This window comes from Desulfothermobacter acidiphilus (genome assembly GCF_052073645.1).
Classification (GTDB): Bacteria; Bacillota; Desulfotomaculia; order Desulfotomaculales; family Ammonificaceae; genus Desulfothermobacter; species Desulfothermobacter acidiphilus.
In genome coordinates this window covers 1,193,003-1,205,881 of record NZ_CM125440.1, presented here as the reverse complement: position 1 = coordinate 1,205,881, position 12,879 = coordinate 1,193,003, and the positions used below count along the sequence as shown (strand labels likewise).

Sequence of the window (12,879 nt, the reverse complement as noted above, 5' to 3'; positions counted from 1 at the left end):
TTGGGGCAAAAAGTTGATCCGCGAGGCTTGCGCTTGGGTATTGTTCGTGACTGGAATGCCAAGTGGTACGCCGAGGGGAAGGATTTTTCCCAGCAGCTACTAGAAGATGTTAAAATAAGGAAACACATAAAGGAAAAATTCTATCACGCGGGCGTATCCAACGTGCTGATCGAACGGATGGCTAATCGAATTCGTATCACCATCCACACTGCTCGCCCCGGCATGGTCATCGGTCGGGGGGGAACGGAAGTGGACCATTTGCGCCGGGAATTGGAGGCGATGACCGGCAAGCAGGTCAGCATCAATATTGTAGAGATCAAGGTGCCGGAGCTGGATGCTCAATTAGTGGCCGAGAACATCGCCTCCCAAATCGAGCGGCGGGTAGCCTATCGCCGGGCCATGCGGCAAGCTGTAGCTCGCTCCTTACGCATGGGTGCCAAGGGGATTAAGGTGGAGGTGAGCGGTCGGCTGGCCGGAGCGGAAATTGCGCGAACGGAATGGCTGCGGGAAGGCCGGGTTCCCTTACACACCCTGCGCGCCGATATCGATTATGGTTTTGCCGAGGCGGCTACCACTTACGGGAAAATCGGAGTGAAAGTGTGGATTTACAAGGGTGACGTCTTGCGCCCCAGGCCTGAGGCGCAAGCGCAAGGAGGTAGCGCTTAATGCTGCAACCGCGGAAAATTAAGTATCGCAAGCATCACCGGGGGAGAATGAAAGGCAAAGCTAAAGGTTCCACTACCTTGCACTTTGGGGATTATGGTCTGCAGGCGCTGGAGCCTCATTGGATCACCGCCAGGCAGATAGAAGCGGCCCGTGTGGCTATCACCCGGCACTTGCGGCGCGGCGGTAAGGTCTGGATACGTATATTTCCGGATAAACCGGTGACCGCGAAACCGGCCGAGACCCGTATGGGAAGCGGTAAAGGCTCGCCGGCTTTCTGGGTGGCAGTGGTGAAGCCGGGACGCATTCTCTTTGAGGTGGCTGGTGTGCCGGAGGAAGTGGCGTTGGAAGCACTGCGTTTGGCTTCCTTTAAGCTTCCTATCGATACCAGGATAGTCAAACGGGAGGCTTTGGAAGTAGCGAAAGTGGGTGAGGCCGGTGAAGATTAGGGAAATAAGGGATCTTTCTAACCAGGAGATCGAGGAAAAGCTGAGGGCTTCTAAGGAGGAACTTTTTCGGCTACGCCTGCAGGTGGCCACCGGGCAACTGGAAAACCCTATGCGGATTAGAGAGGTTAAGCGGCGCATTGCCCGTTTGAAGACGGTTTTGCGGGAGCGAGAGCTAAAGATTGACCGAGCGATCGGCTAGACGGGGGGTTGACGAAGCCTTATGCAGCGAGGTAATCGCAAGGTGCGCGTAGGGTATGTGGTGAGTGACAAGATGGAAAAAACCGTAGTGGTGGCTATCGAGACCCTGGTACGCCACCAGCTCTACCACAAAACGGTTCGGCGTACCAAGCGGGTTAAGGCGCACGATGAAAACAATCAATGCCGGGTGGGGGATAAGGTTTTAATCATGGAAACCCGGCCTCTATCTAAGGAAAAGCGTTGGCGCATAGTGGAGATCTTAGAGCGGGGCAAGCACTTGGGCGAAGTGGAAAAGGCGGCGCCGGAGGAAGAGCTTTAGGAAGTTTACATTTAGCCGGGAAGGGGGGAACTGGGTCATGATTCGTGTGCACACCATGCTTACTGTGGCTGATAATACCGGCGCCAAGAAGATCATGTGCGTTAGGGTGCTGGGGGGGTCTTCCCGCCAGTACGCAAGCTTAGGTGATATAATAGTGGCTTCGGTGAAAGAAGCTACTCCCGGCGGCGTAGTTAAGAAAGGCGATGTAGTCAAAGCGGTGGTGGTGCGGACCAAGAAGGAGGTCAGGCGCCCAGACGGTTCCTATATCAAATTTGACGAAAATGCTGCGGTTATTATTCGGGATGATAAGAGTCCCCGCGGCACGCGGATATTTGGACCTGTGGCTCGTGAATTAAGAGAGCGGGAGTTTATGAAGATTATCTCTCTGGCTCCAGAAGTTCTGTAGAGCTCGGGCGAGCCGAGGAGGGTAAAGGATGAAGGGTAAGGTGCACGTCAAAAAAGGAGATACTGTGGTGGTGCTCACCGGTAAAGATGTGGGCCGAAAAGGGAAAGTTTTGCGTGTCTTGCCGGAAGAGAAAAAAGTGGTTGTGGAAAAGGTTAACGTGGTCAAACGCCACACGCGGCCCACGCGCCAACTCCCTCAGGGGGGAATCATCGAGAAGGAGGCGCCCGTTCACGCCTCTAACGTGATGCTGGTTTGCTCTCGCTGCGGCCGCCCCACCCGGATTGGCAGAAAGGTTCTGCCGGAAGGGCGTAGGGTTAGGATTTGCAAGCGTTGTGGGGAGTCAATCGATTAGAAGGTGCGGCGGGAAGAAGGGAGGAGGAACTTCACGGTGGCTTATGTACCGCGATTGAAGAAAAAGTACCAAGAAGAAGTTGTTCCGGCGCTGAAGGATAAATTTGGCTACAAGAACGTTATGCAGGTCCCTCGACTGATCAAGATTACCATTAATATGGGCTTGGGGGAAGCGGTACAGAATCCCAAGGTGATTGATGCGGCAGTGGAGGACCTGAAGGCCATAACGGGGCAAATGCCGCAGGTTACCAGAGCTAAACGCTCTATCGCGGGCTTTAAGCTCCGGGCCGGGATGCCCATAGGCCTGAAAGTCACGTTGCGGGGACAGCGCATGTACGATTTCCTCGACAAATTGGTCAACATCGTTTTACCCCGGGTGCGTGACTTTCGGGGCGTTTCCCCGCGCTCCTTCGACGGGCGGGGCAATTATACTTTGGGATTGCGGGAACAAATCATCTTTCCCGAGATAGATTACGATAAGGTGGATAAAGTTCGAGGCATGGATATAACCATCGTGACTTCCGCTAAGACGGACGAAGAGGCCAGGGAGCTCCTCCGGCTCCTGGGGATGCCTTTCCGAGCCGCCTGAGTAGAAAGGAGGTTGAGTTCTTGGCACGCAAAGCTCTGGTGGTGAAAGCTCAACGCCCGCCTAAGTTCAAAGTGCGGGCTTACAATCGTTGCCGGATTTGTGGCCGTCCCCGAGCTTACATGCGTAAGTTCGGCGTTTGCCGCCTGTGCTTCCGCAAGCTCTGCTATGAAGGGGCTATACCGGGAGTTCGCAAGGCGAGTTGGTAAGGGAAGGGGGTTAATTTAAGCCGTGGTAACAACCGATCCTATCGCTGATTTTTTGACCAGGATTAGGAACGCCAGTATGGTCTACCATAGCACGGTAGAAATACCAGCGTCGAAAATGAAGATCGCTCTGGCTTCCATTCTAAAGGAAGAGGGCTTCATTAAAGACTACGAAGTGGTAGAAGATGGTAAACAAGGGGTAGTACGTATCTACCTGAAATACGGGCCTAATCGGGAGCGAGTGATCACTGGTCTCCGGCGCATTTCTAAGCCGGGACGTCGGGTGTATGTCCGCAAAGATCAGGTTCCACAGGTACTAGGTGGTATGGGGATAGCTATCCTCTCCACTTCTCGGGGGATCATGACCGATAAGCAAGCGCGCAAATTGGGTGTGGGTGGGGAAGTAATCTGTTACATTTGGTAAAATTTGAGGAGGAGGCTTATGTCGCGCATTGGCAGAAAACCGATTCCTATCCCGCCAGGGGTTCAGGTAGCCGTTGCGGGTAACCGGGTAACGGTTACTGGTCCTAAGGGCAAATTAGAGCGAGAATTTCCTGCGGGGATAAAGATCGAGCAAGACGGCCAGCTGTTGTTGGTAAAGCGCTGCTCGGACGAACCGTACTACCGGGCCTTACACGGTCTCAGCCGTACACTTTTGAACAACATGATTCTGGGCGTCACCCAGGGTTGGGTTCGCAAGTTGGAAATAGTAGGTGTGGGGTACCGGGCGGCCAAGCAAGGCGATAAGCTGGTTTTGAGCGTGGGCTTTTCTCATCCGGTGGAGTTTGAGCCCCCGCCCGGAATAGAGATAGAGGTTCCTGCCCCTAACCGGATTGTCGTTAAGGGTATAGATAAAGAGTTGGTGGGGCACTTGGCCGCCAACATCCGCAACGTTTATAAGCCGGAGCCTTATAAAGGGAAGGGCATACGCTACGAGGGCGAAGTGGTCCGGCACAAGGCCGGTAAGACCGCTGGTAAGGGCAAGAAGTAAGGGGGGAGCAGGGACGTGCCTAAAGCAGTGGATCGCAGAACGCGCCGGGAAACCAGACGGTTGCGGGTGCGGAAAAAGATTCATGGAACGGCTGAGCGCCCGCGGCTCAGCGTTTTCCGGAGCCTTAAGCATATTTATGTGCAGATCATAGATGACGACCGTGGGGTTACGTTGGCGGCGGCTTCTACCCTGTCGCCCGAGTTGCGGGGCAAAGTCAGCGGAGGGGTGGAAGCGGCCGCGGCAGTGGGTAAGCTCTTGGCGGAAAAGGCCACGGCCAGGGGGATTAGCAGGGTAGTTTTCGACCGGGCTGGCTACAAGTATCACGGCCGCGTTAAAGCTTTGGCTGAGGCTTTGCGCGAAGGCGGCCTGGAGTTTTAAAACCGAGAAAGGAGGGGAAATGGTGACCCAGCAAGAACTAGAGGCTGGTAAATTGGAATTCACCGAAAGAGTAGTGTCTATAAGGCGCTGCGCCAAGGTGGTGAAGGGCGGTCGCCGCTTCACCTTCTCTGTGCTGGTAGTGGTGGGCGATGGTCAGGGTAAGGTGGGAGTGGGTCTAGGTAAGGCAGCCGAGGTTCCGGAAGCCATCCGCAAGGGGATCGAAGATGCCAAGAAAAATCTTGTCCGAGTGCCTATGATCGGCACTACCATACCCCACGAAGTGATTGGCCACTATGGTTCGGGCCAGGTGCTGCTGAAGCCCGCCGCTCCTGGCACCGGAGTGATTGCCGGTGGAGCGGTGCGGGCCATACTGGAATTGGCCGGAGTTAAAGATATCTTGACCAAATCCCTAGGTTCTAATAATCCTCATAACGTGGTTCGCGCCACTTTTGACGCGCTGCAGCAGCTTAAAGAGCCAACCCAGGTGGCCCGCTTGCGTGGAGTGAAAGTGGTCCACAGCTGGGCCAAATCAGGAGGGGAGTAGCGCATGTCCAAGCGCTGGCGGATTACACTTAAGCGGAGCTCAATAGGTTCCACCGAGCAGCAGCGCGCCACGCTACGGGCACTCGGCTTGCGCCGTCTCCACCAAACGGTGGAGAAAGAGGTTACCCCTGCGATCAAGGGGATGGTGGCCGCGGTGCGCCATTTAGTAGAGGTGGAAGAGCTATGAAGGGAGGGAAAGCGATGCTAGATCTTGCTTCGCTACGGCCGGCTCGGGGTTCAAGGAGGAAGCCGCTGCGTAAAGGGCGGGGAATAGGCTCCGGCCTGGGCAAAACGGCGGGACGAGGGCAGAAGGGACAGAAGTCTAGGAGCGGTGGCGGTGTGCGCCCTGGCTTCGAAGGTGGCCAGATGCCCCTGGCGCGCCGGATGCCCAAGAGGGGCTTCCGTAACCCCTTCCGCCGGGAATTTGCTATCGTGAACGTGAGCCAGCTTAATCGTTTTCCCGATGGCACGGTTATCACCCCGGATCTATTGCGGGAAGCGGGTCTGGTGAAGGAACCCGGGCCGGTTAAGATCTTAGGCGGTGGGGAGTTGAAGCGTTCAATCACTGTGAAGGTAGAAGCGGTGAGCAAAGGGGCGGCCGATAAAATTGCCGCGGCCGGGGGCAAGGTAGAGGTGGAGGCGACATGCTAAATAACGTCCGGGTGGCTGCTGGCCTCAAGGAACTCCGGAGCCGCTTGCTTTACACCCTGGCCCTGCTGCTGATTTTCCGCTTGGGAGCTCATATTCCGGTTCCTGGGGTTAACCCTCAGGAGGTGGCCAAACTTTTGGAGGCGGGGATGATTTTCGGCTTCTTCGACGTCATCTCCGGTGGAGCCTTCAAGAGTTTTTCGGTCTTTGCCATGAGCATTATCCCTTATATCAACGCCTCCATCATCATGCAGCTTTTAACGGTGGTTATCCCGCGGCTGGAGCAGCTCTCTAAAGAGGGCGAGGAGGGCCGGAAAAAGATCATCGAGTACACCCGCTACGGGACGGTGATCTTGGCTTTAGTCCAGGCGGTTGCTACCACCTTTATCATGCGTAAAGCCTTGCTTCACCCTGGCGTAGGGAGTTACATTGTGGTGATAGTTAGTCTAACCGCGGGGACGGTTTTCCTTATGTGGCTGGGGGAGCAGATCACGGAAAAAGGGATCGGCAACGGCATCTCCCTGTTGATCTTCGCTGGCATTGTGTCGCGGATTCCCGCGGGGGCTGCGCGCCTGGTGACCTATCTGCAGGCCGGAACCATCAACTGGTTTAATATCGTCTTGCTGCTGGTTATAGGCACTCTGGTGATTGCCGGCATCGTAGCCATGAACGAGGCCCAGCGGCGCATTCCGGTCCAGTATCCTAAGCGGGTAGTGGGGCGTCGCGTGTACGGGGGGCAAAGTACCCACCTTCCCTTGCGGATCAACATGGCGGGAGTTATTCCGGTCATCTTTGCTTCCTCCCTCTTATTTCTGCCAGAGCAGATCGCTAGCTGGTTCCGGGGTCATGCGGTGGCGGACTGGGTGCTGCGCTTTTTCCACTGGGGCTCTTTCTGGCACACCCTGGTCTATGCTCTGTTAATTGTGGGCTTTACTTTCTTCTACACAGCGGTTATCATGAACCCTATCGACGTAGCTGATAACCTCAAGAAGTACGGAGGGTTTATACCCGGAATTCGCCCGGGGCGGCCGACGGCTGAGTACATAAGCAAGGTGATGACCCGCATTACACTGGTAGGCGCTATCTTTCTAGCGTTGATTGCGGTTTTGCCTAACTTTGTATTGTTGATAACTCACATACCTAACGTTTACTTCGGGGGGACCGCGTTGCTGATCGTGGTAGGAGTGGCGCTGGAGACTATGAAGCAGCTGGAGGCTCATCTCTTGATGCGCAGTTACCAGGGCTTTATAAAATAGTAGGTGATGAGGGAGCGGAGGCAGGGTAAATGATACACCGCAAGTCGGAGCGCGAACTCCAGTACATGCGCGAGGCGGGGCGAATCGTTGCCTTGACCTTGCAGGAGCTAGAAAAAGCGATAAGGCCGGGGGTCACCACGAAAGAGCTGGATGCTCTGGCCGAGGAGTTTATTCGTCGCCAAGGGGCTAGGCCGGCTTTCAAAGGGCTCTATGGGTTTCCTGCCAGCATCTGCACCTCGGTTAACGAAGAGGTGGTGCATGGCATTCCCGGGCCCCGACGTCTCCAGGAGGGGGATATAATCAGTATCGACGTGGGAACCGAAGTCGAAGGGTATCACGGCGATGGGGCATGGACCTTCCCGGTGGGCGTGATCAGCGAGGAAGCGACACGTTTGCTGGAGGTAACCCGGGAATCCCTCTACCAGGGGATAAGCAAGGCGGTGGCTGGCAACCGTCTGAGTGACATCTCCCACGCTATCCAGAGTTATGTGGAGCGGCACGGGTTTTCCGTCATCCGAGACTTTGTGGGGCACGGAATCGGCCGGAAGATGCACGAAGAGCCCCAGGTGCCCAATTTTGGACCTCCAGGTCGGGGCCCGCTCCTGGAAGAAGGTATGACCCTGGCCATCGAGCCCATGGTCAGTGCCGGCACCTACGAGGTGGAGGTATTGCCGGATAACTGGACGGTGGTGACCAAAGATCTCCGCCTGGCGGCTCACTTTGAGCATACCATAGCCGTGCGCCGGTCACAGGCTGAGATTCTCACCAGGGCTTGAGGGGGTGGCAGCGGAGTGCCTCATGGCATCGAGCCGGGACAATTAGTGAGCTCCAAGGCCGGCCGCGATCGTGGTCGCTACTACCTGATTTACGAGATTGTTTCCGAGCGCTTGGTGCGGGTGGTGGATGGTCAGGTGAAGCGAATCGAGAAGCCTAAGGCCAAGAATATTAAGCATCTTTGCTTCCACCCCCAGGTGGCGGAGGAAATAGCGGTTAAGCTTAAGCGTGGGGAAAGGGTTACCAATGCGGAAATAAGGGAGGCTTTGCAACGCCTCGTGGCTCCGTCTTGAAGGAGCGCAACCTGTGAAGGGGGTTTATATGACCAAACAGGATGTAATCGAAGTGGAGGGTACGGTAATAGAGCCTCTACCCAATGCCATGTTCAGGGTAGAGCTGGTCAACGGGCACAAGGTGTTGGCCCACGTGTCGGGCAAAATCAGGATGCACTTTATTCGCATCCTGCCCGGGGACAGGGTTCTGGTGGAGATCTCTCCCTACGATTTGACTAGGGGCCGTATTGTTTACCGCTTCAAATAAGGGGCGAAGCCTAGTGGCGCCTATCTATTTCCTGCCCGATGGCGGGTAAAGGAGATGTTTTGTTCACTGAAAGGGGGAGCAAACCATGAAGGTCAGACCTTCGGTCAAAGTGATTTGCGAAAAGTGCAAGATCATCCGGCGCAAGGGTAAAGTGATGGTCATTTGCGTTAATCCCAAGCATAAGCAGCGCCAGGGTTAAGGAGGTGAAGTGACTTGGCACGGATAGCGGGGGTAGATTTGCCCCGGGACAAGAGGGTGGAGGTGGCTCTCACCTATATTTTCGGGATAGGAAGGACTTCTTCCAGGCAAATCTTGGCCAAGACCGGAGTTAATCCGGATACCAGGGTCAAGGACCTCACGGAGGACGAGGTGGCTCGCCTTCGGGAAGTGATCGATAAGGAATACAAGGTGGAAGGCGATCTGCGGCGGGAAATAGCCATGAACATCCGGCGCCTGATCGACATTCGTTCCTACCGTGGTATCAGGCACGTGCGTGGGCTCCCCGTGCGGGGTCAACGCACCCGCACTAACGCGCGTACGCGTAAGGGGCCGCGGCGGACGGTAGGCGCCAAGAGAAAAAAGTAGTTTAGGAGGGGAAGAGCAAGTCTATGGCGCGCAGGGCACGGGTCAAGAAAAAAGAGCGGCGCATGGTGGAGAAAGCAGTGGCTCATATCAAATCCACCTTCAACAACACGGTAATTACTATTACCGACCCGCAAGGCAATACCATAGCTTGGGCTAGCGGGGGTACGGTGGGTTTCCAGGGCACGCGTAAAGGCACCCCTTTCGCCGCTCAGTTGGCGGCGGAGCGGGCAGCTAAGGAAGCCATGGAATCTGGGGTGCGTGAGGTGGCGGTTCTGGTTAAGGGACCGGGTTCCGGTCGAGAAGCTGCTATCCGCTCACTGCAAGCGGCTGGTTTGCAGGTAAACCTTATCAAAGACGTGACTCCGGTTCCGCATAACGGTTGCCGGCCACCCAAGCGCCGGCGAGTATAAATGGTGAAAGGAGGGTGAAATAATCTATGGCACGTTATACAGGGTCTAAATGCCGGCTGTGTCGCCGGGAAGGCATAAAGCTCTATCTGAAGGGCGATCGATGCTATACCAGCAAGTGTGCTCTGGAGAGGCGCAGTTATCCCCCGGGGCAGCACGGGCGGATGCGCCGCAAACCAACAGAGTACGCTTTACAGTTGCGGGAAAAACAAAGGGCTAAGCGAATTTACGGGGTGCTGGAGGCGCAGTTCCGGAACTATTTTACTAAGGCTGAGCGGCAAAAGGGATTGACCGGAGAAAATCTGCTCCGTTTGCTGGAGCGTCGTCTGGATAATGTCCTTTACCGGCTGGGCCTGGCGGCTTCCCGAAGCGAGGCGCGCCAACTTGTTCGGCATGGGCATGTACTGGTGAACGGGCGCAGGGTGGACATACCTTCCTACCTGGTGAAGGTGGGTGACAAGATTTCCTTTGCTCCTGTTGCCAAGTCCTCACCCCGGGTGCAAGAACTCCTGGAGCGCGCGGCGCAGAGCAGCCCTCCGGCCTGGCTGCGTTACGACCCGAATGCCGAAACGGGCGAAATACTGGCTTTCCCAGCCCGGGATCAGATAGATGTGCCGGTGAAGGAACATTTGATTGTGGAGCTGTACTCCCGCTAGGCGGCAGCTTTACTTTTAAAGGGGGCTTCGTATGCTCGGGATTGAAAAACCGAGGGTTAACATCGATACCCTGGCACCAACCGGGGATTACGGACGGTTCGTTATCGAACCACTCATTCGGGGATACGGCGTTACGGTGGGCAATGCTCTCCGGCGAGTTTTGCTTTCGTCTATTCCCGGAGCGGCGGTGACCATGGTGAAGATAGAGGGGGCTTTGCACGAGTTCTCCATTCTGCCCGGGGTTAGGGAGGATGTCATGGATATCCTGCTCAACCTGCGGGGTTTAAAAATCCGTATGCACACCGACGAGGAGCGGATACTGCGCCTAGAAGTGTCTGGCGAGCGGGAAGTACGAGCTCAAGATATTATCGCCGATGCTGATGTGGAAATTCTTAACCTAGATCATTATATTGCTTCCCTAGCTCCCGAGGGCCGGCTCTTTATGGAGATGACCGTGCGGCGCGGGCGGGGATACTTGCCCGCTGACCATCAACGTTACGATCATGTGATCGGAGCTATACCCGTGGATGCCGATTTCAGCCCGGTGAAAAAAGTAAACTACACAGTGGAGAGTGCCTGGGCCGGTCAGGGAGCTGACTTCGACCGCCTGATTTTGGAGGTTTGGACCAATGGTTGCATTGGGCCGGAAGAGGCGGTAAGTTTGGCGGCACGCATCCTTTGCGAGCATTTCCAGTTGCTAGCCGAGCTGAGCTCCCAGCCTGGTGCCTTGGGGCGCATCATGGTGGAGAAGGAGGAAAACGGCAAAAATAAGCTGCTGGATATGTCCATTGAGGAACTCGACCTTTCTGTGCGCTCCTACAACTGCTTGAAGCGGGCTGGTATTAATACCATTCAGGATCTCACTCAGCGCACCGAGGAAGAAATGATGAAGGTGCGCAACTTGGGAAAGAAATCGCTGGAAGAGGTTAAGCAAAAACTGGGAGAATTAGGGCTATCCTTGCGTACTAGCGATGAGGAAGGAGGGAAGTGAAAGAATGGGCGGATACCGTAAATTAGGGGTTAAGTCACAGCATCGCCAGGCAATGTTGCGTAATTTGGCCACTTCGCTCTTTCGCGAAGGCCGGATCACCACCACCGTTCCCCGGGCTAAAGAGTTATGCCCGCTAGCCGATCGCCTGGTTACCCTGGCTAAGAAAGGGGATTTGGCCGCGCGACGCCAGGCGCTAAGCTATCTCTACGATGAAGAAGTGGTGCGTAAGCTTTTTGATCAGATAGCTCCTCGTTATGCTGACCGGTCTGGTGGCTATACCCGGGTGTTGAAACTGGAGCGGCGGCAAGGGGATGCGGCCGAAATGGTGCTGGTGGAGTTGGTGTGATCGTCCGGCAGATAGCTCTGCTGGTGGCTTACGATGGCACTGCTTTTGCCGGCTTTCAGCGGCAACCCTCGCGGCGCACGGTGCAGGGAGTATTGGAGGAGGCTTTGCAACGCTTAACCAGGGAGTCGATCCGGCTCCGAGCCGCGGGGCGCACTGATGCAGGGGTTCACGCCGAGGGCCAAGTGGTGGCATTTGCCACCTCTAGTTCTATTCCCGTCCAGCGCTGGCTCCCGGCCCTCAACGGTTTATTGCCGGCGGATGTGGCTGTGCAGGCGGCGGCAGAGGTGCCGCGCACTTTCCATCCCCGCTACGATGCCATTACTAAGGTTTACCGCTATACTTTTCTCCGGCGGGCGGTGCGCTGCCCGCTGAGGCGTCTTTATGCGCTGCATGTGCCCGATCCTTTGCAGGTGGAGCTCATGCGAGAGGCGGCTGCTGCCATGGTGGGGGAGCACGATTTTGCGGCTTTTCAAAACGTGGGACGGCCAGTGAAGTGCAGTATCCGTAGAGTGTACGATTGCCGCCTAGAGGAGTGGGGGCCGTGGCTCTATTTTTGGGTGGAGGCCAATGGTTTTCTTTACCAGATGGTGCGGGTGATGGCGGGTACGCTGCTGGAGGTGGGGCGGGGACGCCTACCTCCTCAGTCGGTGTTGGCGGCCTTGGCGGAGAAAAAGCGTGAGCTTTTGGGCCCCACGGCTCCGCCGCACGGCTTATGCCTGATGAAGGTGAATTATGCTGCGGAACTTTTCGGAGAGGGTGATGCCCTGTGCCGGTAAAGGTGGTATGCGAGAACCGTCGAGCACGGTACGAGTACCAGGTGCTGGAGACTTTCGAGGCCGGAATGGTGTTGCAGGGCACGGAGGTAAAGTCGTTGCGGGCCGGCAAAGCCAGTTTGCAGGACAGTTTCGCCCGCGTCGAAAACGGCGAAGTGTGGCTTTACAACATGCATATCAGCCCTTACGAGGCGGGCAACCGCTATAACCATGACCCCAAACGGCCGCGTAAGCTGTTGTTGCACTACAGGGAAATTATGTATTTATGGGGGCGCACCCGGGAGAAGGGCTTGACGCTAGTGCCATTGAAGTGCTATTTTAGAGATGGTAAGGCTAAGGTAGAGCTGGCGTTAGCTAAGGGCAAAAAGCTTTATGATCGGCGTGCCGACATGGCTGAGCGGGCGGCGCGGCGAGAGATGGAGCGGGCTTTAAAGCGCCGCCAATAAGCGGGGGCGACGGGTTTCGACGGGAGATTTAGAGCAGGAGAAGCGAGCCGGGTTCGCCACCTACCCGTTAAAAAGTGGCCAACCAATAAACGCCAACAATCAACGCGTAGCTCCTCTGGCCGCATAAGCTCCGGCCAGCGTCCCTTTCCCAACCAGCCCGAGGTTGAGCTAGGGGCGGAAAAGTAAACGGGCTGCCTGTCAGGATCTGCCTCCGGTCTTGGCAGTAAGATAAAGGGGGCTGGCTGCTGGGCGGTTCGGTTGGGGGCCGTTCGGCGGTGAGATGCAAGCCCAACCTGCGCTCGGAGAAGCTCCTGTAATGGGTCTCTCGGACGAGGGTTCGATTCCCTCCGCCTCCACCAATAAGCTT

At 56.1% G+C, this 12,879-nt stretch carries 26 protein-coding genes and 1 other RNA gene; all 27 read left to right on the top strand.

Going from position 1 to position 12,879, the window contains the following annotated elements:
• Nucleotides 1-666, top strand: coding sequence for a 30S ribosomal protein S3 (rpsC, locus tag ACTLLP_RS06195; RefSeq protein ID WP_441058030.1), 666 nt, complete (start codon nt 1-3; stop codon nt 664-666).
• The gene (gene rplP, locus ACTLLP_RS06190; protein WP_441058027.1) at nt 666-1,112 is read left to right on the top strand and encodes a 50S ribosomal protein L16; all 447 of its coding nucleotides are present in this window, start codon (nt 666-668) and stop codon (nt 1,110-1,112) included. The genes rpsC and rplP overlap by 1 nt, the downstream gene beginning before the upstream one ends.
• Nucleotides 1,102-1,311, top strand: coding sequence for a 50S ribosomal protein L29 (gene rpmC / locus ACTLLP_RS06185; protein WP_441058024.1), 210 nt, complete (start codon nt 1,102-1,104; stop codon nt 1,309-1,311). Before rplP ends, rpmC begins: the two co-directional genes overlap by 11 nt.
• 21 nt (nt 1,312-1,332) lie before the next feature.
• Nucleotides 1,333-1,629 (top strand): 30S ribosomal protein S17, encoded by a 297-nt coding sequence (gene rpsQ, locus ACTLLP_RS06180; protein WP_441058021.1) that lies wholly within the window; start codon nt 1,333-1,335, stop codon nt 1,627-1,629.
• A 37-nt stretch (nt 1,630-1,666) separates the two neighbouring features.
• Complete coding sequence (gene rplN / locus ACTLLP_RS06175) at nt 1,667-2,035, top strand: 50S ribosomal protein L14 (protein WP_441058018.1); 369 nt, start codon at nt 1,667-1,669, stop codon at nt 2,033-2,035.
• A gap of 28 nt (nt 2,036-2,063) precedes the next feature.
• On the top strand, nt 2,064-2,387 hold the full coding sequence (gene rplX, locus ACTLLP_RS06170; protein WP_441058015.1) for a 50S ribosomal protein L24: 324 nt from the start codon (nt 2,064-2,066) through the stop codon (nt 2,385-2,387).
• A gap of 36 nt (nt 2,388-2,423) precedes the next feature.
• On the top strand, nt 2,424-2,975 hold the full coding sequence (gene rplE / locus ACTLLP_RS06165; protein WP_441058012.1) for a 50S ribosomal protein L5: 552 nt from the start codon (nt 2,424-2,426) through the stop codon (nt 2,973-2,975).
• Nucleotides 2,976-2,995: 20 nt separating this feature from the next.
• Nucleotides 2,996-3,181: a type Z 30S ribosomal protein S14 gene (locus ACTLLP_RS06160; RefSeq protein ID WP_441058009.1), complete on the top strand. Its 186-nt coding sequence runs from the start codon at nt 2,996-2,998 to the stop codon at nt 3,179-3,181.
• Nucleotides 3,182-3,203: 22 nt separating this feature from the next.
• On the top strand, nt 3,204-3,602 hold the full coding sequence (gene rpsH / locus ACTLLP_RS06155; RefSeq protein ID WP_441058006.1) for a 30S ribosomal protein S8: 399 nt from the start codon (nt 3,204-3,206) through the stop codon (nt 3,600-3,602).
• Between the two features lie 18 nt (nt 3,603-3,620).
• Nucleotides 3,621-4,169, top strand: coding sequence for a 50S ribosomal protein L6 (gene rplF / locus ACTLLP_RS06150; protein ID WP_441058003.1), 549 nt, complete (start codon nt 3,621-3,623; stop codon nt 4,167-4,169).
• Nucleotides 4,170-4,184: 15 nt separating this feature from the next.
• Nucleotides 4,185-4,547 (top strand): 50S ribosomal protein L18, encoded by a 363-nt coding sequence (gene rplR / locus ACTLLP_RS06145; protein WP_441058000.1) that lies wholly within the window; start codon nt 4,185-4,187, stop codon nt 4,545-4,547.
• Nucleotides 4,548-4,569: 22 nt separating this feature from the next.
• Nucleotides 4,570-5,091, top strand: a complete 522-nt coding sequence (gene rpsE / locus ACTLLP_RS06140; RefSeq protein ID WP_441057992.1) for a 30S ribosomal protein S5 — start codon at nt 4,570-4,572, stop codon at nt 5,089-5,091.
• A gap of 3 nt (nt 5,092-5,094) precedes the next feature.
• Nucleotides 5,095-5,277 carry a 50S ribosomal protein L30 gene (gene rpmD / locus ACTLLP_RS06135; RefSeq protein WP_441057987.1) on the top strand — a complete coding sequence of 61 codons (183 nt, stop codon included), beginning with the start codon at nt 5,095-5,097 and terminating at the stop codon, nt 5,275-5,277.
• A gap of 14 nt (nt 5,278-5,291) precedes the next feature.
• Complete coding sequence (gene rplO / locus ACTLLP_RS06130; RefSeq protein WP_441057984.1) at nt 5,292-5,741, top strand: 50S ribosomal protein L15; 450 nt, start codon at nt 5,292-5,294, stop codon at nt 5,739-5,741.
• Nucleotides 5,735-6,994: a preprotein translocase subunit SecY gene (secY, locus tag ACTLLP_RS06125; protein WP_441057981.1), complete on the top strand. Its 1,260-nt coding sequence runs from the start codon at nt 5,735-5,737 to the stop codon at nt 6,992-6,994. The genes rplO and secY overlap by 7 nt, the downstream gene beginning before the upstream one ends.
• Nucleotides 6,995-7,023: 29 nt before the next feature.
• Nucleotides 7,024-7,770: a type I methionyl aminopeptidase gene (gene map, locus ACTLLP_RS06120; protein ID WP_441057978.1), complete on the top strand. Its 747-nt coding sequence runs from the start codon at nt 7,024-7,026 to the stop codon at nt 7,768-7,770.
• A 15-nt stretch (nt 7,771-7,785) separates the two neighbouring features.
• Entirely contained in the window at nt 7,786-8,061 is a 276-nt protein-coding gene (locus ACTLLP_RS06115) for a KOW domain-containing RNA-binding protein (protein ID WP_441057975.1), read from the top strand.
• 28 nt (nt 8,062-8,089) lie between these two features.
• Complete coding sequence (gene infA / locus ACTLLP_RS06110; protein WP_441061684.1) at nt 8,090-8,308, top strand: translation initiation factor IF-1; 219 nt, start codon at nt 8,090-8,092, stop codon at nt 8,306-8,308.
• An 85-nt stretch (nt 8,309-8,393) separates the two neighbouring features.
• Nucleotides 8,394-8,507, top strand: coding sequence for a 50S ribosomal protein L36 (gene rpmJ / locus ACTLLP_RS06105; RefSeq protein ID WP_015739472.1), 114 nt, complete (start codon nt 8,394-8,396; stop codon nt 8,505-8,507).
• Between the two features lie 14 nt (nt 8,508-8,521).
• A complete protein-coding gene (gene rpsM, locus ACTLLP_RS06100) occupies nt 8,522-8,893 on the top strand; it encodes a 30S ribosomal protein S13 (protein WP_441057970.1) in 372 nt (123 codons plus the stop codon).
• A 23-nt stretch (nt 8,894-8,916) separates the two neighbouring features.
• On the top strand, nt 8,917-9,303 hold the full coding sequence (gene rpsK / locus ACTLLP_RS06095) for a 30S ribosomal protein S11 (protein ID WP_441057967.1): 387 nt from the start codon (nt 8,917-8,919) through the stop codon (nt 9,301-9,303).
• Nucleotides 9,304-9,329: 26 nt separating this feature from the next.
• Nucleotides 9,330-9,956 (top strand): 30S ribosomal protein S4, encoded by a 627-nt coding sequence (rpsD, locus tag ACTLLP_RS06090; protein WP_441057964.1) that lies wholly within the window; start codon nt 9,330-9,332, stop codon nt 9,954-9,956.
• Nucleotides 9,957-9,987: 31 nt separating this feature from the next.
• Nucleotides 9,988-10,947 carry a DNA-directed RNA polymerase subunit alpha gene (locus ACTLLP_RS06085; protein WP_441057961.1) on the top strand — a complete coding sequence of 320 codons (960 nt, stop codon included), beginning with the start codon at nt 9,988-9,990 and terminating at the stop codon, nt 10,945-10,947.
• 4 nt (nt 10,948-10,951) lie between these two features.
• Nucleotides 10,952-11,293 (top strand): 50S ribosomal protein L17, encoded by a 342-nt coding sequence (rplQ, locus tag ACTLLP_RS06080; protein WP_441057958.1) that lies wholly within the window; start codon nt 10,952-10,954, stop codon nt 11,291-11,293.
• Nucleotides 11,290-12,069 carry a tRNA pseudouridine(38-40) synthase TruA gene (truA, locus tag ACTLLP_RS06075; RefSeq protein WP_441057955.1) on the top strand — a complete coding sequence of 260 codons (780 nt, stop codon included), beginning with the start codon at nt 11,290-11,292 and terminating at the stop codon, nt 12,067-12,069. The genes rplQ and truA overlap by 4 nt, the downstream gene beginning before the upstream one ends.
• Complete coding sequence (gene smpB, locus ACTLLP_RS06070; protein ID WP_441057952.1) at nt 12,060-12,512, top strand: SsrA-binding protein SmpB; 453 nt, start codon at nt 12,060-12,062, stop codon at nt 12,510-12,512. Before truA ends, smpB begins: the two co-directional genes overlap by 10 nt.
• Nucleotides 12,513-12,514: 2 nt before the next feature.
• Nucleotides 12,515-12,871: a transfer-messenger RNA gene (gene ssrA, locus ACTLLP_RS06065) on the top strand.
• The last annotated feature ends 8 nt before the right edge of the window (nt 12,872-12,879 follow it).